At 70.2% G+C, this 19,424-nt stretch carries 18 protein-coding genes and 2 tRNA genes; 8 read left to right on the forward strand and 12 right to left on the reverse strand.

The genetic code is table 11. The features are described 5' to 3' along the window. The first annotated feature begins 51 nt into the window (after positions 1-51). Positions 52-1,041 (forward strand): phosphorothioated DNA-binding restriction endonuclease family protein, encoded by a 990-nt coding sequence (locus JOM49_RS04820; protein ID WP_209663145.1) that lies wholly within the window; start codon positions 52-54, stop codon positions 1,039-1,041. Positions 1,042-1,104: 63 nt separating this feature from the next. On the opposite strand, the gene JOM49_RS04825 is transcribed toward JOM49_RS04820, so the two are convergent. From JOM49_RS04825 to JOM49_RS04855, 7 genes are all read right to left on the reverse strand, one after another. Continuing rightward, positions 1,105-1,177, reverse strand: a tRNA-Arg gene (locus JOM49_RS04825). Positions 1,178-1,236: 59 nt separating this feature from the next. Further along, a tRNA-Ser gene (locus JOM49_RS04830) sits at positions 1,237-1,326 on the reverse strand. An 85-nt stretch (positions 1,327-1,411) separates the two neighbouring features. Beyond that, positions 1,412-3,373 carry an acetoacetate--CoA ligase gene (locus JOM49_RS04835; protein WP_209663146.1) on the reverse strand — a complete coding sequence of 654 codons (1,962 nt, stop codon included), beginning with the start codon at positions 3,371-3,373 and terminating at the stop codon, positions 1,412-1,414. Positions 3,374-3,383: 10 nt separating this feature from the next. Beyond that, the gene (locus tag JOM49_RS04840) at positions 3,384-4,181 is read right to left on the reverse strand and encodes an ESX secretion-associated protein EspG (protein WP_209663147.1); all 798 of its coding nucleotides are present in this window, start codon (positions 4,179-4,181) and stop codon (positions 3,384-3,386) included. Beyond that, entirely contained in the window at positions 4,153-5,250 is a 1,098-nt protein-coding gene (locus tag JOM49_RS04845; protein ID WP_209663148.1) for a WXG100 family type VII secretion target, read from the reverse strand. The genes JOM49_RS04840 and JOM49_RS04845 overlap by 29 nt, the downstream gene beginning before the upstream one ends. Beyond that, entirely contained in the window at positions 5,247-5,708 is a 462-nt protein-coding gene (locus JOM49_RS04850; protein ID WP_209663149.1) for a hypothetical protein, read from the reverse strand. Before JOM49_RS04850 ends, JOM49_RS04845 begins: the two co-directional genes overlap by 4 nt. An 80-nt stretch (positions 5,709-5,788) precedes the next feature. Continuing rightward, entirely contained in the window at positions 5,789-6,433 is a 645-nt protein-coding gene (locus tag JOM49_RS04855; protein WP_209663150.1) for a dienelactone hydrolase family protein, read from the reverse strand. Positions 6,434-6,537: 104 nt separating this feature from the next. Between JOM49_RS04855 and hisC the strand changes: the two genes are divergently transcribed. Beyond that, the gene (gene hisC, locus JOM49_RS04860; RefSeq protein ID WP_209663151.1) at positions 6,538-7,608 is read left to right on the forward strand and encodes a histidinol-phosphate transaminase; all 1,071 of its coding nucleotides are present in this window, start codon (positions 6,538-6,540) and stop codon (positions 7,606-7,608) included. Here the strand turns inward: hisC and JOM49_RS04865 are convergent. Beyond that, positions 7,601-8,365, reverse strand: coding sequence for a sulfite exporter TauE/SafE family protein (locus JOM49_RS04865; protein WP_209663152.1), 765 nt, complete (start codon positions 8,363-8,365; stop codon positions 7,601-7,603). The genes hisC and JOM49_RS04865 overlap by 8 nt on opposite strands. Before the next feature lie 130 nt (positions 8,366-8,495). Between JOM49_RS04865 and JOM49_RS04870 the strand changes: the two genes are divergently transcribed. From JOM49_RS04870 to ku, 5 genes are read left to right on the forward strand one after another with little or no spacing between them, the layout of a single operon-like run. Next, positions 8,496-8,969 carry an ATP-binding protein gene (locus JOM49_RS04870; protein ID WP_245369232.1) on the forward strand — a complete coding sequence of 158 codons (474 nt, stop codon included), beginning with the start codon at positions 8,496-8,498 and terminating at the stop codon, positions 8,967-8,969. Between the two features lie 56 nt (positions 8,970-9,025). Further along, positions 9,026-9,751: a SigB/SigF/SigG family RNA polymerase sigma factor gene (locus JOM49_RS04875; RefSeq protein WP_209670818.1), complete on the forward strand. Its 726-nt coding sequence runs from the start codon at positions 9,026-9,028 to the stop codon at positions 9,749-9,751. Between the two features lie 52 nt (positions 9,752-9,803). After that, entirely contained in the window at positions 9,804-10,622 is an 819-nt protein-coding gene (locus JOM49_RS04880; protein WP_209663153.1) for a class I SAM-dependent methyltransferase, read from the forward strand. A gap of 19 nt (positions 10,623-10,641) precedes the next feature. Continuing rightward, the gene (gene ligD / locus JOM49_RS04885) at positions 10,642-12,468 is read left to right on the forward strand and encodes a DNA ligase D (protein ID WP_209663154.1); all 1,827 of its coding nucleotides are present in this window, start codon (positions 10,642-10,644) and stop codon (positions 12,466-12,468) included. Between the two features lie 10 nt (positions 12,469-12,478). Further along, positions 12,479-13,426, forward strand: a complete 948-nt coding sequence (gene ku, locus JOM49_RS04890; protein ID WP_209663155.1) for a non-homologous end joining protein Ku — start codon at positions 12,479-12,481, stop codon at positions 13,424-13,426. A gap of 11 nt (positions 13,427-13,437) precedes the next feature. Here ku and JOM49_RS04895 read toward each other — a convergent pair whose 3' ends face one another. Then, positions 13,438-13,938, reverse strand: coding sequence for an FBP domain-containing protein (locus JOM49_RS04895; RefSeq protein WP_209663156.1), 501 nt, complete (start codon positions 13,936-13,938; stop codon positions 13,438-13,440). A 99-nt stretch (positions 13,939-14,037) separates the two neighbouring features. On the opposite strand from JOM49_RS04895, the gene JOM49_RS04900 reads away from it, so the two are divergent. Further along, complete coding sequence (locus JOM49_RS04900) at positions 14,038-15,522, forward strand: adenylate/guanylate cyclase domain-containing protein (RefSeq protein WP_209670820.1); 1,485 nt, start codon at positions 14,038-14,040, stop codon at positions 15,520-15,522. A 95-nt stretch (positions 15,523-15,617) separates the two neighbouring features. Here the strand turns inward: JOM49_RS04900 and JOM49_RS04905 are convergent, their stop codons facing one another. The 3 genes from JOM49_RS04905 to JOM49_RS04915 all read right to left on the reverse strand — a co-directional run bounded on the left by JOM49_RS04905 (position 15,618) and on the right by JOM49_RS04915 (position 18,565). Next, the gene (locus JOM49_RS04905) at positions 15,618-16,625 is read right to left on the reverse strand and encodes a beta-ketoacyl-ACP synthase III (protein WP_282770793.1); all 1,008 of its coding nucleotides are present in this window, start codon (positions 16,623-16,625) and stop codon (positions 15,618-15,620) included. Positions 16,626-16,739: 114 nt separating this feature from the next. Further along, complete coding sequence (locus JOM49_RS04910) at positions 16,740-17,375, reverse strand: response regulator (protein ID WP_209663157.1); 636 nt, start codon at positions 17,373-17,375, stop codon at positions 16,740-16,742. Continuing rightward, positions 17,363-18,565: a sensor histidine kinase gene (locus JOM49_RS04915; RefSeq protein ID WP_308158654.1), complete on the reverse strand. Its 1,203-nt coding sequence runs from the start codon at positions 18,563-18,565 to the stop codon at positions 17,363-17,365. The genes JOM49_RS04910 and JOM49_RS04915 overlap by 13 nt, the downstream gene beginning before the upstream one ends. Positions 18,566-19,424: the final 859 nt, after the last annotated feature.

A 19,424-nucleotide genomic window follows, 5' to 3' on the forward strand; every position in this document is an offset into this window, starting at 1 on the left:
CAGCTATGCTCACACTGACGCGTGACGGGGACCCCAAGGGTGTGGAGCGCAGTGAACGAGAGCGAACTGTTCGACCAGTTGCGTAATTTACGCACTGCCTCCACGGCTGGCGGACGGGCCAAGCACAAACCACTGCTCCTGCTCTGGCTTTTCGGTCGTTACGTCAAGAGCCACTCGGCCGAGGTGACCTACGCCGAGGCGGAAGAGCAGGTGGGCCAGCTCATCGATGCCTTCGGTCCAGCCGACCAGTCCAGCCAGCGCGACCGCGCGGCGATGCCGTTCGTGCACTTGGAGCGGCGCCTGTGGGAGCTGCACGACGGCAACGACCAGCCGATACCACCAACCCCGTCTCGAAGCGGCAGCTGGCTGCGACGCAATTCGGCCCGTGGTCGGCTGCGCCCAGAGGTGGTAGCGCACCTCTTCGAAGCCAGAACACTCCTCGCCGCAGCAGAGACCCTGCGCGAGACGTACCTCGGCGAGCACGAGGCTGAGCAGATTTTCCGCGCAGTCGGCTTGGACCGCACTTTCAAGGCGCACAACCGCGCAGCCGCCCTCCCCACCACCGCTGTGAGGTCGTTCACCACGACCATCGACGCCTCCGACTACGACAGCCGCCTCCGCCGGCAGGCGTTCACTTGGCTGACCGAACTCAACACCAAGCACGGTGGACGCATCCCGTTCGGTCTACTGCAGGAGTTCCGGTTCGAGGGGAAGCGCATCCCGCTCATGGACCCGCAAGCCGGAATCCGGAAGCCGAAAGAGCTCGGCTCGGCGCTTTCGTTGCGCACCACCTACACACCGCCGAAAAAACAACGGCCCTACGAAGATGAGTTGGATGCGAACGGCCTGATTCGCTACTACATGTACCGCGGCACCGACCCGCTGCACTTCCAGAACGTGGCGATGCGCCGCGCGTTCACCGAGAAGCGGCCGATGATCTGGTTCAAGGGCGTAGCGAGCGGTCTCTACCAGCCGCACTTCCCGCTCTGGCTGACCAAGGACGAGCCGGAGAACCTGCGCTTCCTGATCAGCTTCGAATAAGCGCGCAGCGCAAAGAAAAGAGCCCCCTGTTGCCAGGGGGCTCTTCGCTGTCTCAACCAGACGCGCGCCCGAAGGGATTCGAACCCCTAACCTTCTGATCCGTAGTCAGATGCTCTATCCGTTGAGCTACGGGCGCTCGTGTTCAGTTGTGCCGGTCGGACGACCGGGTGTGGGGCTCGGCGGACCGAGCTCCAGCGGAGGCTCCGGGATTTGAACCCGGGAGGGGGGGTTACCCCCAACCGCATTAGCAGTGCGGCGCCATAGACCAGACTAGGCGAAGCCTCCCAGGTCGAACGACCACTGCTCGTAAAGATTACACACCGCCCATCAGCCTCGTGAAGCCACCCCCCGGATCAGGCATAAGCGCAGGTCAGCGGGCAGACAGAGCCACGAATGGGGTAAGGGCGTCCGGGTTGAGGAGGGCGTCTCGGCTCACCGCTCGCTCCGGGTCCACGCCGGAGAGGATCTTCTTCACCGGCACCTCGCACTTCTTGCCGTTCAGCGTGCGCGGGACCTCCTCCACCACCACGAACCGGTCCGGCACGTGACGCGGTGAGAGGGCGCTCCGCAGCTCCTTGCGCAGCGACGGCTCGATGTCCTCCAGGGCCGAACCCGGGGCCAGCACCAGGAAACAGAGCAGCTCACCTTCGGCACCCGCGGCCGAGGTGTCGATCACCAGGGAGTCCGCGACCTGCTCGAAGTTCTCCACCACGCGGTAGAACTCGGCCGTGCCCATGCGGACGCCGCCGCGGTTCAGGGTCGAGTCGCTGCGGCCGTAGATGACCGCGGAGCCCCTGGATGTGATCTTGATCCAATCTCCGTGGCGCCAGATGCCCGGGTAGACATCAAAATAGGCCTCGCGCAGGCGGGTGCCGTCCGGATCGTTCCAGAAGAACACCGGCATCGACGGCATCGGCTCGGTGACCACCAGTTCGCCGACCTCGTCCACGACCGCGTTCCCGGCCTCGTCGTAGGCCTGCACCGCCGCACCCAGCGAGCGGTTCGACAGCTCGCCCAGCCACACCGGCGTGTCCGGCGACGCGCCGACGAAGGCCGTGCACAGGTCCGTCCCGCCCGACACCGAGCAGATCTGCACCTTCCGCCCCACCTCGTCGGCGATCCAGCGGAAACCCTCCTGGCTCAGCGGCGCCCCGGTCGAGCCGAGGGCGCGCAGCGCAGTGAGGTCGTAGTCCCGCGAAGGCTTGACGTGCGCCTTCAGACAGCTCTGGATGTACGGCGCCGACGTGCCGAAGTACGTCACGCGGTGCTGCTCGGCCAGTTGCCACAGCACGTTCAGGTCCGGGTACCCCGGGCTGCCGTCGAACAACACGATCGTCGAGCCGACCAGCAGCCCCGAGATCAGGAAGTTCCACATCATCCAGCCGGTGGTGGTGAACCAGAAGAACCGCTCACCCGGCCCCAGATCGCTCTGCAGCGCCAGCGCCTTCAGGTGCTCCACCACGATGCCGCCGTGCCCGTGCACGATGCCCTTCGGCAACCCCGTCGTGCCCGAGGAGTACAGCACCCACAGCGGGTGGTCGAACGGCACCGCGTCGAACTCCAGCGGGGCGCCGGCGTGCGAGGCCAGCAGCGTGTCCCAGTCGTGCGTGCCGGCCAGCGGCCCGCCGGCGTAGTCGACCAGCACGGTCGCCTTGAGCCCCGGGATCTCCTCGCGCAGCTTGGTCACCGTCGGCCGGGTGTCGAACCAGCGGCCGTTGTAGGCGTAGCCGTTCACCGCGATCAACACCACCGGCTCGATCTGCGCGAACCGGTCCACGATGGCGCGCACGCCGAAGTCCGGCGAGCACGAGGACCACACCGCGCCCAGGCTGGCCGCGGCCAGGAAGGCGACCAGGGTCTGCGGGCTGTTCGGCGCCAGCGCGACCACCCGGTCGCCCTTCTCCACACCCAGTTCCTTCAACGCCGATCGCGCGGCGGCGACCTGGGCGCGCAGGGCGCCGTAGGTCAGCTGCGACGCCAGGCCGTCCTCGCGGTGGAAGATCACCGCCAGCTCGTCGTCGGCCTTGGGCGCGCCCGCGACCCCGGGGCTCAGCGCGTGCTCGGCGTAGTTCAGCGTGCCGCCCTCGAACCAGCGCGCGGACGGCATGGCACCGGAGAGGACCTCGGTCGGCTGGTCGTGCCAGCGCACGCCCAGGAACTCGGCGGTCGCGGACCAGAACCCGGCAGGGTCGGTGGTGGAGTACTCCCACAGCGAGTTGTAGTCGTCGGTCGCGACCCCGCGGTTGTCCCGCAGCCACCCGCGGAACTGGTCGATCTTGGTGTCCCGGTTCACATCCGGCCGCCACAGCACTTCGGGGGTGTCGCTGGTCATGCGCCGGAGCCTACTGACCGACGAGCTCCCCGACCATGTCCTGAGCCCACACCCTCAGCCGGAGCGGGTCGACGGGCGTCGCGGTCAGCCAGCCGCCGCGCGTGCGCAGGGCGTACCGGCCTTCGTCGGTGTCCACCCAGTTGACCACGCTGCCGGCCCGCGACCAGCGCCCCGAACGGCCGCGCACCCCGGCGCCGATCTGCCCGCCGCCGGTCCGTTTGGTGAGCAACCGCAGCAGGATGCCCGCCTCGCCACCGCGCACGCCGCTGTCCTCGAGCCTGCCCAGGAACCCGGCCTGGCCGTCGCGTTCGCCTTCCGCGCAGGCCTCGTGGAAGTCCTCGACCCGCACGTTCGCCGGGCCACCCGGCGCCGCGGGCAACGGCTTGAGCGCGTCGAGCATGGTCGCCACCAGCATCGGCTCACGCACGGGACCGACGCGGACCTCCCCGCCGATCACCTCGGCCGTCGCCGCGCCCTGGCGACCGGCAGCCGAGAACGATCGGATTTCGCCACGTTCCCCGGCGAGGTGGAGGTCGAGCCGCAGTTCGCTTTCACCCAGGATCTTCAGCAGCTGCACCAGATCCCGCGCCGGGTGGTCCATCGTGCCGAGGTCCCGCGCGCTGAGTTCGGCGTCGGCGGCTTCGGCGTGCCACCGGCGGGCGGCGGCCGTCCGACCGACGTGCCGGATACCGAGCACGCTCGGCGGCTCACCGAGCCCGAGTCGCGTCCACAGCAGGAAGAACTCGTTGGGGTACAAGCGGATCCAGCCGCTTTCGGGGTCACGCACGGCGACGCGGCCCTTCTTCACCGAGCACCGGCGGCGCGACCTTGAGGTCGGCCGCGAAGATGTTGTCCTCTTCCTGCAGGTAGCCCGGCAGCTTGTGCTCGACGTCCTCCTGCCGCTGACCGCCCGCGCCCATCGGCATCGCCCCCATCGGCATGCCGCCCGTGCCACCACCACGCGCGGCGGCTGCGGCGGCCGCGGGCGCGACACCCGGTCCCGGCGCACCCGGGTGCGCCCCTGCGCGCCCGCCCGCGATCGGGTCCTGCATGGCACCGCCGACCTGGCCACCACCACCGACCATCGGAACCGGGGCCGACGGCGACGGCGACGCGTAGCCGCCGATCACCCCGTCGACCGGGCTGTCGGTCACACCGCTGGCGCCGGTCGAGTCATCCGGCGGTGCCGTTTTGGGTTCCGGCTCGGACGGCGTCGGCTCGTCCGGCGGCACCTCGGGCGTGCGGTAGCTGATCTGCTCACCGGTCGGCGTGCTGAACTCCGGCACGGTCCCGTAGACCTCGTACGTCTCTTCCTGGAACTGCTTCATCACGTCGGCGGCCCGCTGGTGCAGTTCGTCGCCGCCGCGCCGGTCGGCTTCGTCGTCGGTGATCAGCTGCGGCCCACCGGCGAACGACATGGCCGCCGTGCCGTCCGCGGGCATCGGGTACGGCAGCGCGGTCAGCCGCGGCTCGGGCATGGCGTTCATCGCGACCCGCACGTTCTCCGCCTGCCGCGTCACGCAACCGCAGACCTCGGTGGCCCGGACGCCGGTCTCGTCGCACCAGGCGGCGAGCCGCTCGACGGTCTCCTTGGTCTTCTCCGCGGACGCCCCGGTCCAGCCCTGGCTCGCCTTCGCCATCGCGGCCCGCAGTTCGGCGCCGATCTGCGTCAGCTTGTCGCCGAGGGTCGCCCAGGTCGCGGCCACGGTCTGCGCGCCGCCGAGGTCCACGTCCTCGTGCACCATGGTGTACAGCTCGGGGTGCGGGTAGGTCAGCCAGTCGACCGGGATGCCCAGGTCACCGGCGACCGGCTCGGGCTCTTCGGACGGGTAGGGCGGCGGATACGGCAGGCAGCGCGCCTCGTCGGGACGGTTCATCTGCGCTCACCGCTGTCCGCCACGTCGTCCAGACGCCGGCGCGCTTCGGCCAGGAGTTCCTGTGCCTCCGCGTCGGTGGCCTTGAAGTTCTTCCGCGCGGCCCGCACGGTGAGTTCGAGGTCGTTGAGCACGCTCCCGAAGTCCTGCAGCACCGGGGTCGCCGCCGAGGTCGCCGCCTCGCGCAGGCGCTCGCCCATGGTGCGGCCGACGAAGTTGGCGCCCAGCCGCAACGGCACGTCCAGTTCCTTCGAGTCCCGGATCAGCTGGTTGACCGTGGCCTCGATTTCGGCGAGCGCGCCGAGCAGCCCCTCCGCTGCTTCGTCGCTGAGCTGGAGGCTGCCCTTCTTGGCCTCCTGCTTGACGTTCCGGACATCCCCGGCGATCGGGGCGAGCGCGCCGCCCGCCGCGGACCCGAAGGCCGGCGGTGGTGTGCTCGCGGGTTTGTTCACAGCAGCCATCTCGAATCCCCACCCTGCGTGACACTCAAAGCTGAACTGTACCGGGCTTGGACGCAGGGCAGTACCGGTTCGCTCCCGCGTCAGCGCAGATGCGCGTCGAACCAGCTGAGCGTGCGCTGCCAGGCTTCCGCGGCGGCACCGGGATCGGCGTCGAACCGGTGGTTGGCGCCCGGGTAGCGGACCACGTTCGTGGCGACCTTCGACGACGCGGCGACCTCGCGCAGGCGCTCCACCTCGGCCACCCCGGTCTCGTCGCCGGAGTCGCCGTAGATGCCGAGCCACGGGCTGGTCAGCTTGCCCGCGATGTCCACCAGCGCGGGCAGGTCGTTCGTCGAGGACTGGCCGCCGACGCTGACCGCCGCCCCCAGCCGCCTGCTCGAAGCCACCACCAGCGCCGCCGTGCCACCGAGGTCGAAGCCCACCACGCCGAGCAGATCGGCCTGCACCCCGCGCTCGACCAGCCAGGCCAGCGTGATGTCGGTGGCGTCCAGGACGTCCTGCCCGGTGAGCTTGCCGTCCTGGCCCGCTTCGTAGATGTGCGGTGCCACCGCCAGCCAGCCTTCTTCGGCCAGGCTGGACACCAGGAAGCGCACCCCGTCGGTGACGCCGTCCGCTTCGTGCAGTACCACCAGTCCGCCGCGGACCACGCCGTCCGGCTCGGCGAAGGTCAGGCGCAGCGCGCGGCCGTCGGCGCGCCGGTAGTCGTCGGTGTGGGTATGCGTCATGTACCTACTCAACCACTGATGGGTGAACGCGAGTCAACCTCAACCAGCGGATCCGACCGGGTTAACGTGGCAGGAGCAGACCAAGTGACCCACAAGGAGCCTTGATGTCCACTCCGTCCGTCGTGCCGACCCGCGCCGGTCTCGAGTCGCTGCCCAAGTACGTGCCCGGCCGCTCCCTGCCCGGTGCGATCAAGCTGGCCAGCAACGAGGTGCCCGCCGGTCCGCTGCCGAGCGTCGCCTCGGCGATCGCGGCTTCGGCGGCCGAGATCAACCGGTACCCGGACATGGGCGCGTGGGCGCTGGTCGACCGCATCGCCACCCGGTTCGCCGTCCCGCAGGAGCGGGTCGCGGTCGGCTGCGGCTCGGTCGCCCTGTGCCAGCAGCTGATCCAGGCGTTGTGCGAACCGGGCGACGAGGTGATGTTCGCCTGGCGCTCGTTCGAGGCCTACCCGATCCTCACCCAGATCGTCGGCGCCACCGCGGTCACCCTGCCGCTGGACGCCGGGCACACCCACGACCTGGACGCCATGCTCGCCGCGATCACCCCGAAGACGCGGCTGGTCTACGTCTGCAACCCGAACAACCCCACCGGGACCGCGGTCCGCCGCGCCCAGCTGGAGCGCTTCCTCGACGCCGTGCCACCGCACGTGCTGGTGGTGCTGGACGAGGCGTACCGCGAGTTCGTCACCGACCAGGAGGTGCCGGACGGCCTCGAGCTGGCCGCCGGTCGCGGGAACGTCGCCGTGCTGCGGACCTTCTCCAAGGCCTACGGGCTGGCCGGGCTGCGGGTCGGGTACGCGGTCGCGCCGGAGCACATCACCGCTGCCCTGCGTCAGGTCTTCATCCCGTTCAGCGTCAACTCGCTCGCGCAGACCGCCGCCATCGCCTCGCTCGACGCCGAAAGCGAGCTGCTGGAGCGCTGCGCGGAGATCGTCAGCGAGCGCACCCGCGTGCGGGACGCCTTGCTGGAGGCCGGTTACCAGGTCCCGGAGTCGCAGGCGAACTTCGTCTGGCTGCCGCTGGGCGAGAAGACCACGGAGTTCGCCGAGCACGCGCTGGCGAACAAGGTGATCGTGCGCCCGTTCGCCGGCGACGGCGCCCGCGTGACGATCGGCACCCCCGAGGAGAACGAGGTCTTCCTGGCCGCCGCCCGCTCGTTCCCGGCGCTCACCTGAGCACGAGCTGGACGATCGCGGCGAGGCCGACCACCACGATCACCCCGCGCAGCACCACCGGGGAGAGCTTGCGCCCGATCTTCGCGCCGAGCAGGCCGCCGAGCACCGAGCCGGCGGCCAGCAGGCCGACCACGGCCCAGTCGACCGGCGCGACGAAGGCGTAGATCGTGCCCGCCACCACGTTCACCACGGCGGACAGCACGTTCTTCATGCCGTTGAGCCGCTGCACCGGATCGGACAGCAGCATGCCCATGCAGGCCACCATCATGATGCCCTGCGCGGCGGTGAAGTAGCCGCCGTAGATGCCGACGAGGAAGAGCAGGAACAGCAGGAGCGGCGCGTAGATCCGCTCCGGCTTCTGCTCGTTCTCCCGCCGCGAGGCCACCCAGCCGGACACCTTGGGCTGGATGATCACCAGCACCACGGCGAGCCCGACGAGCACCGGCACCACGGTTTCGAAGGCGTCCTTGGGCAACGCGAGCAGCAGCAGCGCGCCGCCGACCGAGCCGAGGAAGGACGCGATGCCGTAGACGGCCAGTCGCCTGCCCTGCCCGCGCAGTTCGTGCCGGTAGCCCCAGGCACCGCTGATCGTGCCGGGCGCCAGCCCGATCGCGTTGGAGGTCGTCGCGGTCACCGGCGGGTAGCCGAAGGCGACCAGCACCGGGAAGGTGACCAGGGTGCCCGAACCGACGACCGCGTTGATGGTGCCCGCCCAGACCCCCGCGAGAGCGATCAGTATCGCGTGCCACCACGTCACTGGGTCATCACAACCGGCACCCTAAGCATCCGCACTCCGCCGCACGCACCGGGTGTGTCCCGCTAGACAACGTGACACACGTCCCAGGAGGATTCAGAGCGGGTTTCAGGTTTTGCGTCGCGGGGTAAGAATGCTTCGCGACAACGGGTCGACTGACGAGGTGGACGTGACAAACGGCAAGCAGCCCGCGCTGGACGAGATCGGCCCGCTGGATGACATAGAGGTGCGGCTCGGCGCCGACCTGGCGCACCTGCCGATCATCCGCGCGCTGGTGTCGAACCTGGCCGTCCGCGCGGACTTCGACCTCGACACCATCGCCGACCTCCGGCTGGCGATCGACGAGGCCTGCTCCACGCTGATCACCCGCGCGCAGGCGGGCAGCCTGCTGACCTGCCGGTTCGTCCTGGAGGACGGCCAGCTCCGATTCCGCGGCACGGTGCCGTCGACCGACGGCGAAGCGCCGAGCTCCGGGTCGTTCGGCTGGCGCGTGCTGACCACCCTGGCCGACTCGGCAGCCAGCTGGGTCGACGTGCCGGCCGGTGGTGAGCAGGTAGTCCACATCGAACTCGCCAAGCGTCGCGCCGACGTACGGCCGGGCGCGTGACGGGTATCCAGCCGGACAGCAACGGGTACGAGCACCTCGCACCACTGTTCGGCGAAATGGCCGCGTTGTCGAGAGACGACCCGCGCCGCAGCGAGGTACGCGACAAGCTGGTGACCGGTTACCTGCCGCTGGCCGAGCACATCGCCCAGCGCTTCGCCGGTCGCGGCGTGGCCAAGGAGGACCTGGTCCAGGTGGCCAGGGTCGGGCTGATCAACGCGGTCGACCGGTTCGACGCCGAACGCGGCTTCGACTTCCTCTCCTTCGCCGTGCCGACGGTGATGGGCGAGGTGCGACGGCATTTCCGCGACACCGGCTGGGTGATCCGCGTGCCGCGCCGGCTCAAGGAACTGCACCTGACCATCAGCACCGCCAGCACCGAACTGGCGCAGCGCCTCGGCCGCGCGCCGACGCCGAGCGAGCTCGCCGCGCACCTCGGCATCGACAAGGACGAGGTGTACGAAGGGCTGGAGGCGGGCAACGCCTACCACTCGATGTCGCTGGACGAGGTGCTCTCCGGGGACACCGACAACGTCTCGCTCGGCGACACGCTCGGCGAGGAGGACAGCGCGCTCGCGGACGTGGAGAACCACGAGATGCTCCAGCCGCTGATCCGCGACCTGCCCGAGCGCGAGCGGAAGATCCTGGCACTGCGGTTCGTGCACAACCTGACGCAGACGCAGATCGCGGAGAAGATCGGCGTCTCGCAGATGCACGTGTCGCGGTTGCTCGCCCGCACGCTCACCCAGCTCCGGGAAGGACTCAGCCGCCGGCCGGGCGAATGAGAGTACGCTCCATTCACAAAGTTGTGAAACTTGTGATTGGAGTGTTCGATCCATGGTGCGGGTGCAGCTCAGCGGGACCAAGGAGACGATGCTCGCCACGCTCTGGGGGCGTGCCCTGGACAGCCGGTCGGCGCGACCGGTACTGGGGGACACCGCCGCCGACGAGGCGATCGGCAGGCTGGACTACGACTTCGGCAAGCTGATGAAACCCAGCATGGCGCTGAGCGTGGCGCTGCGGGCGAAATCGATCGACACCTGGGCACGCGAGGCGCTCGCGGCGAACCCGGGTGCCAGCGTGCTGCACCTCGGGTGCGGCCTGGACACCCGGGTCTTCCGCATCGACCCGCCGCCGGATTCGCGGTGGTTCGACGTGGACTTCCCGGAGATCGCCGAGTTGCGCCACCAGCTGTGGCCCGAGCTCGACGAGCGTGAGAACTACCGGGTGCTGGCCACTTCGGTGACGGACTGGGCCTGGCTGGAGGAGGTGCCAGCCGACCGGCCCGTCGTCGTGGTCGCCGAAGGCCTGACCATGTACCTGCGCGACGCCGAGGCCGAGGGCCTGTTCCGGCGCGTCGTCGAGCGCTTCCCGTCCGGCGAGTTCGTCTTCGACATCTTCAGCAAGCTGGGCATCAAGGCGCAGAAGATGAATCCGGTGGTGCGCAAGAGCGGGTCGACGCTGTACTGGGGTCTCGACGACTCGCGCGAGCTGGAGAAGTTCGGCCTGGAGCTGGTCGACGAGCACTTCGCGCAGCAGTTCGCGTCCGAAGAGGACCTGCCGAAGCTGCCGCTGGTGCCCCGGCTCCAGCTGGCGGCATTGCGGTGGGTGCCCGCGGTGAACAGGATGGGGCGCATAGTCCGCTGCCGGTTCTGAGACTTCGGGGGGTGCGCCGATGAAGGTTCAGCGCGAGCCGATGCTGGCCACGCTGTCCGACCGCCCGTTCACCGATCCGAACTGGATCTTCGAGCGGAAGCTGGACGGCGTGCGGGCGCTGATCATCCGGGAGGACGGCGGCGAGCCGCAGCTGTGGTCGCGCAACCAGAAACTGATGAACGGCGCGTACCCCGAGCTGGTCGAGGCGCTGGCCACGCAGGGCGGGCCGGACTTCGTGGTCGACGGCGAGGTGGTGGCCTTCGACGACGAAGGCCGCACCAGCTTCGCGCGCCTGCAGCACCGGATGCACCTGCGTGACCCCAGGGCGTCGGTGGCCACCGGCATCGAGGTCTTCCTGTACCTGTTCGACCTGCTGGCCTTCGGTGGCATGGAGGCGACCAGCCTGCCGTTGCGGCAGCGCAAGCAGTTGCTCGCGGACGCGTTCGACTTCGACGAGCCGCTGCGGTTGTCCGAACACCGCGACACCGAGGGCGAGAAGTTCCTGGCCGAAGCCCGCGACGAGGGCTGGGAAGGGCTGATCGCCAAGCGCGGGGACGCCCCGTACCGCCCCGGCCGGTCCTCCGACTGGTTGAAGTTGAAGTGCGTGCGCGAGCAGGAGGTGGTGATCGGCGGCTACACCGACCCGACCGGGTCACGCCCGGGGTTCGGCGCTTTGCTGGCTGGGTACTACGAGGGCGAAGTGCTCCGGTACGCCGGCAAGATCGGCACCGGCTTCGACCAGCGGACGCTGCGTGAGCTGCACGGGCGGTTGCGGGACCTGTCCCGGCCGGACTCGCCGTTCACCGGCGAGGTGCCCGAGCGGCGGCCGCACTGGGTGGAGCCGGAGCTGGTGGTGCAGGCGGGCTTCGCGGAGTGGACGTCGGACGGCCGCCTGCGGCACGCCCGGTACCTCGGGTTGCGGACGGACAAGGCACCGCGGGAGGTGGTCAGCGAGATGCCCGCACTGGACGTGAAGACCACGCGCCTGGACAAGGTGTACTACCCGGCCGACGGGGTGACCAAGGGCGAGGTCATCGAGCACTACCGGACCGTGGCCGAGGTGATGCTCCCCCACCTGCGCGGCCGCCCGCTGACCATGCGCCGCTACCCGCACGGGGTCGGCGGCGAGAACTGGTTCCAGAAGGAAGCACCCGCCCACTGGCCGGACTGGATGCGCACCGAGGACGTCCCGCAGCACGACGGCCAGGGCAGCACCCGGCACGTGCTCGCCGAGGACCCGGCGACCCTGGTCTACCTGGCGAACCAGGCGGCGCTGGAGTTCCACATCTGGACCTCCACCTGGGAGGCGCTGGACCACCCGGACCTGGTCGTGATCGACATCGATCCGCCGAACGGCACGGCCGTGGACTCGCTGCGCGAGGTCACGCGGGCGGTGCGGGAGCTGTACAAGGCGGTCGGCCTGGCCGCGTACGTGCAGGCCACCGGCGGGCGCGGGTACCACGTGGTGGCGCCGCTGGACCGGTCCAGTCCACACGAGACGGTGGTGGCGTTCGCGCGGGAGGCGGCGGACTTCCTGGCCTCCAAGGCACCGGCCATGCTCACCACGGAGTTCCGGAAGAACAAGCGCGGCAAGCGCATCTTCCTGGACACGGCTCGCAACGGGTACGCGCAGACGTTCGTGGCGCCGTACTCGCTGCGCGGACGGGCAGGCGCGCGCGTGGCCACCCCACTGGACTGGGACGAACTGGGGCACACCGAGCCGGACGCCTACGACATTCCCGAGTTGCGGCGGCGCCTGGCGCAGAAGGACGATCCCTGGCAGGACATGCACGAGCACGCGGGGTCGGCCGAAGAGGCCAGGGCTCAGCTCGCCGAGTTCGCTTAGGAGGCTCGAGATGGCGCGACCGATCTGGTCCGGTGCGGTGAACTTCGGCCTGGTCACGGTGCCGGTGGAGTTGTACAGCGCCACCGAGGACCACACCGTGCACTTCCGGCAGTTCCAGCGCGGCACCTCCGACCGGATCCGGTACCGCCGGGTGAACGAGCGCACCGGCAAGGAGGTCGAGTACAACGACATCGTCAAGGGCTACGAACTCGACGACGGCGACTACGTGCTGATCGAGCCGGAGGAACTGGACGAAATCGCGCCCGGCCGCTCGCGCGCGCTGGACATCGAGGCCTTCGTCGACCTCGACGAGATCGACCCGACGTACTTCCAGAAGACGTACTGGCTGGCGCCGTCGAAGGAGGAGTTCGAGCGGGCGTACACGCTGCTGCTGGCCGCGATGGACAAGACGAACAAGGCGGCGATCTCGAAGTTCGTCATGCGGGGCAAGGAATACCTGGCTGCCCTGCGCGCGGGCGACGGCGTGCTGGTGCTGAACACGCTGCACTTCCCGGCCGACCTGCGCGACCCCGCCAAGGAGCTGCGGAAGCTGCCCGCGAAGGCGAAGCCGCGCGGCAAGGAACTGGACATGGCCGTGGCGCTGGTGGACTCGATGTCGGAGCCGTGGAAGCCCGAGAACTTCGAGGACACCTACACCAAGCGCGTGGAAAAGCTGGTGAAGGACAAGAAGGCCGGGCGCACGGTCACCCCGGAGGAGGAGCCCGCGCAGGCCACACAGGTGGTGGACCTGTTCGAGGCGCTGGCGAAGAGCGTGAAGGGCCGGAAGCCGTCCTCTTCTCCTTCTTCCTCGGAGGAGGATCTGTCCTCGCTGAGCAAGGCGGACCTGGACAAGATGGCGCGCGAGCTGGGCATCAAGGGGCGTTCGAAGATGACCAGGGCCGACCTGGAGAAAGCGGTCAAGAAGGCTTCTTCGTCGTCGAAGAAGAAAGCCTCCTGACCGTTTCCTGCTCAGACGCGGGCGCCGAGTACCTGGTCCACGAACCGGTGCAGCTTGGCTTCGAGCCGCGCGATCCGCTCGTCCAGCGTGACGGTCTCCCTGGGCTGCGGTGTCTCCGGCTTCAACTTGCCGCGGATGTAGTCGCAGCAACGCAGGTTCGCGCAGACGTACAGCCCGAGCGTGTTGCCGTCCTTTCCGGACTGACCGGCCCGGCGCGCGGAGAACAACGCCACGTCGACCAGGCCGTGCGTGGTCATGCACAGGCCGCACATGTTGCTGCGCAACCGGCTCTTCGGCGGCTGCGTCGCCCGCAGCGACAGGCCGACCACGCCGCTGTCGTGCCGGGTCACCAGGTACGCCCGCTGCACCGCCCGCGGATCCCGCCAGGCCAGGAAATCCAGGTCCGGCCAGGGGATCTCCTCCGTCCGGGCGGGCAGCGTCAGCCCCTTCGCCTCACCCTTCGAGCAGTTGACGAACGACGCCCTGATCTCGGCCTCTGTGAGCGGCTCCACCGCGATTCCCCTTTCCGACGCAACGACCGGCCAGGGTAATTTCCGGCGCGGGCCGCGGCCACGCATTTTCCCGCGGCGCCATACGATCACCACGTGCGCATCCGTGAGAGTCTCCCGCCGAGATTCCCCCTGCTGCTGCGCACCAGCCTGGGTTTCGCCGCGCTCGGCATCGGCTCCAGCGTGTGCGGTTCCGGCGTCGTCTTCGTCCTGCTGGCACTGCAGGACATCCCGCACGACGTGGGCGAACACGGCTGGACGATGGTGATCAGCTCCGCCGGGTACATCGTCTTCGCGCTGCTCGCCGGTTCGCTGTGGACGGCGCTGCTGCAACGGCGGACCGCGGTGTGGTTCCTCTTCGACCGCGAGCCGTCCGAGGACGAGGTGCGCCGCGCGCTGCGGATCCCGGTCGACCTCGCGCTGGTCAGCGGCACGTTGTGGTTGACGGGCGCGCTGGTGCTCGGCGGGCTCGCGTGGGTGCTCGGGTCGCTCTGGGACGCGATGGGCGTCGGCCTGACGATCTTCCTCGGCGGCCTGACCACGGTCGGCCTGACCTACCTGCTCGCCGAACGGCTGGCCCGGCCGGTGATGGCGCTGGCGCTGAAGGCCCGGCCGCCGGAGGGCACGCTGTCGGTGACCGTGCTCACCCGGCTGGTGGTGACCTGGGCGCTGGCCAGCGGCGTGCCGATGCTGGGTGTGCTGGTCGCGGTCCTGCCACCGTACCTCGGCACCCGCGATCCCACGCCGAGCCTGATCCTGCTGGCGTCGATCGGGCTGGTGATCGGTGCCATCGCGACCGCGCTGCTGGCGCGCTCGGTCGCCTCTCCGCTGCACCAGCTCAAGCTCGCCCTCGACCGGGTCGCCCGCGGGCGCACGGACGTGCACGTGCCGGTCGACGACTCCAGCGAGATCGGCCGGTTGCAGGCGTCGGTGAACGACATGGTCGACGGCCTGCGGGAACAGGATCGACTGCGCGACCTGTTCGGCAGGCACGTGGGCGCGGACGTCGCGCGGCACGCCCTGGAGTACGGCGCGTCGCTGTCCGGCGACGTGCGCGAGGTGACCGCGTTGTTCGTCGACGTGGTGGATTCGACGGCGATGGCCTACGGATCACCTCCGGTCGAGGTCGTGCGGAAGCTGAACCGGTTCTTCGAGGTCGTCGTCGACGCCGTCGGCACCCACGGCGGCCTGGTCAACAAGTTCCAGGGCGACGCCGCCCTCTGCATCTTCGGCGCCCCCACGCGGCTCGCCGATCCCGCCACCGCGGCCTTGCAGGCGGCCAGGGCCATCCGCGACTCCGTGCGCGAGGCCGGTGAACTGGACCTGGGCATCGGCGTCGCCAGCGGGCCGGTGTTCGCCGGGCAACTGGGCTCGAGCAGCCGCTTCGAATACACCGTGATCGGCGACGCGGTGAACGAAGCCGCGCGCCTGACCGACCACGCGAAGGGCGTGCGCCATCGCATCCTGGCCAGTCAGGCGGTGATCGACGCCGCCACCACGACCGAACGCGAACTCTGGCGCCGTCATCGCCGCCTCCAACTCCGGGGACGCCGACAACCTACCGTGACCTTCACGCCACGCTCCTGAGTTGTCCACAGGCGGGGTGGTTGTCCACAGATTCGGGTCGGCCGGAGCGGGCGGGCACCGCCGCGGGGCACAGTCGAGGGGTGCCCCACGAATTCCTACGCACCCACCAGCGCCGGCCAGCGCAGCAGGGTCGCACCCCAGGTCAGGCCGGCGCCGAAGGCGCTCAGCAGCACCTTCTGCCCGGCCATCAGGTTGCCGTCCCGCTGGGCGTCGGCCATCGCCAGCGGGATCGACGCCGCGCTGGTGTTGCCGGTGCGCTCGATGTTCACCACGAGCGCGTCCTGCGGCAGCCCGAGGTACTTCGCGGTGGACTGCAGGATGCGGATGTTGGCCTGGTGGCCGATGAACCGGTCCACGTCGCCGACGGTCCAGCCAGCCTGGTCCAGCACCGTGCGCGAGGCCTCGGCCATGCGCGTGCTCGCCTGCCGGAACACCGCCTGCCCCTGCATGTCGAGGAAGTAGTCACGCGGATCGTCGGACCGCCGCTGCTTCGCGCCGCCGGCGGGCACCATCAGCAGGTCCGCCAGCGCGCCGTCGCTGTGCAGTGCGAACGGGCCGAGCGCGCCGAGTTCGTCGGCGTCGCCGGCCCGCAGCACCACGGCACCCGCGCCGTCCCCGAAGATCGGCACGGTGCCGCGGTCGTCCGGATCGACCAGCGTGGTGAAGGCGTCCGCCCCGACGACCAGTACCCGCCGCGCGATCCCGCCCGCGATGAACCCGCTCGCGGTCGCCAGCGCGTAGAGGAATCCGCTGCACACCGCGTTCACGTCGACCGCGTTGACCTCGCCGAGCCCGAGCCGGGCGGCGACCTGCGGCGCGCTGGCCGGGCACACCTGGTCCGGCGTCGCGGTGGCCAGTACCACGGCATCGACCGCGGGCGCGTCGGCTCCGGCCGAGGCCAGTGCCAGCTCCCCGGCCGCCACCGCCATGTCCACAGTGGACGCTTCGGGACCGGCGACCCGCCGCTCGGCGATGCCGGTGCGGCTGCGGATCCACTCGTCCGAGGTGTCGAGCCGGGTGGCGATCTCCTCGTTGGTGAGCACGCGCGGCGGCAGCCACGCGCCGAGTCCACAGAGCACGGCGGCCACTACAGATTCCTCCACCGGCCAGAGGAAGGGAAAACCTGGCCGCTCCTCTCTTTTAAGACCTACCTCTCGGTATACCGGTGGGTTGTGTCTGAGGTCTCAACCCGAAGAATGTTCGCATTATTCGGAGGTTCAGCCGAGGAAGGCGAGCACCGCGAGAACCCGCCGGTGCCCGGCTTCGTCCGGCGGAAGATCGAGTTTCGCGAAGATGTTGCCGATGTGCTTGTGCACGGCCCGGTCGGTGACCACCAGCCGCCGCGCGATCTCCGCGTTCGCGAAGCCCTGCGCCATCAACTCCAGCACCTCGCGCTCGCGCGCGGTCAGCGCCGCCAGCGGGTCGTGCCGCCTGGTCAGCAGCTGCGCGACCACCTCGGGGTCCATCGCGGTGCCGCCACCGGCGACCCGCTCCAGCGCGTCCAGGAACTCCGCTACCCGGGCGACGCGGTCCTTGAGCAGGTAGCCGACCCCGCCCTCGCCGCTGGAGAGCAGTTCACCGGCGTAGGTCTGCTCGACGTACTGCGAAAGCACCAGCACGGGCAGCCCCGGCGTCTCGCGCCGGGCACGCAGCGCCGCCCGCACCCCTTCGTCGGTGAACGAGGGCGGCAGCCGTACGTCCACAATGGACACATCGGGCCGGTGCCTGGCCGCCGCCTCGACGAAGGCCGCGCCGTCGGTCACCGTGTCGACCACCTCGTGCCCGGCGGTGCTCAACAGCAGCTTCAGGCCCTCGGTCAGCAGGACGTTGTCCTCGACGATCAGGACCCGCACGGGCAGTCCATCGCCACCACGGTCGGACCGCCCACCGGGCTGTCCACCATGAACTGCCCGTCCAGCGCGGCGATCCGGCGCCTCATCCCGGCCACTCCGGTACCCCTCTCCTCGCTGACCCCGCCGCGCCCGTTGTCCAGCACGATCACGCTCAAGGTATCGCCGATCCGGGTGACCGTGACCTGCGCACCGGTGGCTCCGCTGTGCTTGACCACGTTGGTCAGCGCCTCGTTGACCACGAAGTACGCGGCCGCCTCGACCGGGGCAGGCAGTTTGCCGAGCGTGGGCACGTCGAGTTCCACCGGCAGCGGGCAGTTGGCCGCCACCGCCGCCAGCGCACCTTCCAGCCCGCGGTCGGCCAGGATCGGCGGGTACATCGAACGCAGCACGCCGCGCAGCTCGGTCATCGCCTCCTCGGCGCCCTCCCGCGCTTCGGCGAGCAACGTGGCCACCGCCTGCGGATCGCGGGCGAGTTGCTGTTCGGCCAGGCCCAGCCGCATGGCGATGGACACCAGCCTGGCCTGCGTGCCGTCGTGCAGATCGCGCTCGATCCGCCGCAGCTCCGCACCATGCGCGTCGACCGCCCCGGCTCGCGTCTCCTCCAGCGTCTCCACCCGCTCGGTCAGCTTCTCCCTGGTCGACGGCGCCAGCAGCAACGCGGAGATCCGGGCACTCAGGTCAGCGATCCGAGGCGCCACGAACACAGCGAGGACGACGCACAACAGCAACTGGACCAGCCCGAGCCCGATGGCGCTGCCCCAGTTGGTCACCGGGATGTTCGCGATCACCCGCATCGGATCGTCGTCTGGGAAGAGCCACCAGAGCGCGACCGTCGGCACCGCGAGCAGCGGGATCAAAATGAAGCCGGTGCCGATCGTGCCCAGCACCAGCCCAGCGAGCAGATTGACCGGCAACCAACGCAGATCGCGGACGGTCGCCGGATCAGCCAGCAACTCACGCACCTGGCCACCAAGCCGCTCGTGGCCAGGAACCGTCCGCCCCAGGCGAGCCCCCGCCCTCCTCCGCTCGAAGTCAGCCGCCCTGGCCAACCACCGCAGCTCATGGGGCAACGCCAGCAACCCGACCCCGAGCAAACTGAGCGCCGCCGTGAAGATCATCACCGGCAGCATCACCGCCGCGATGATCCCCGTCCCCAGGGTCCCGAGGCAGTACCGAAGCGTCTCAACCACCCGACGCCATACGTTGTCCATACCGCTGATTCTTCCCCCACCCCACCCGCCGCGCGGTAGCACCAGCTACACCATCCACCCGCCCTCACCCCGCCACCCACTGGCGCCGCCCTCACCCCGCCGCCCTCACCCCGCTGGCCGCCGCCCTCGCCCCCTCACCCCTCACCCGCTCCCCGCTGGCCGCCGCACTCAGCCCACCACCCCAGCCCCGGCTGCCCGCCACCCTCGGCCCACCACAACCCCGGCCACCTGCTGCCCGCCGCTCCCAGCCCGCCACCTCAACCCCGGCTGCCCCGCCACCCTCGGCCCACCACAACCCCGGCCACCTGCTGCCCGCCGCTCCCAGCCCGCCACCTCAACCCCGGCTGCCCCGCCACCCTCGGCCCACCACAACCCCGGCCACCTGCCTGCCGCACTCAGCCGCCACCCCAACCCCGGCCGCCCGCCACCCTCAGCCCACCACAACCCCGGCCGCCTGCCTGCCGCACTCAGCCGCCACCCCAACCCCCGACTGCCCGCCACCCTCAGCCCACCACAACCCCGGCCGCCCGCTGCCCGCCGCTCCCAGCCCGGTACCCAGGCCCCCGGCTGCCCACTGCCGCCGCTCTCTCAGCCCGCCACCCCAGCACCCGACAGTTCGCTGCCGTCTCCCTGGGATCCCCGCTGCCCTCACTTCCCAACTCCCCGCCTCCGCTGCTCACCATCCGCGGCCTTCGGCTCCCGCCTTCCTCGGCCCACCACCTCAGCCCCCGGCTGCCCGCCGCCCAGCTCCCGACAATCCGCTGTCGCCGCCCGCGGCCCTTGGCTCCCGCTCTTTTCACCCAACCCGGCGCACCGCCCCATCGCCCTCGAACGACTT

Source organism: Amycolatopsis magusensis (assembly GCF_017875555.1).
Classification (GTDB): Bacteria; Actinomycetota; Actinomycetes; order Mycobacteriales; family Pseudonocardiaceae; genus Amycolatopsis; species Amycolatopsis magusensis.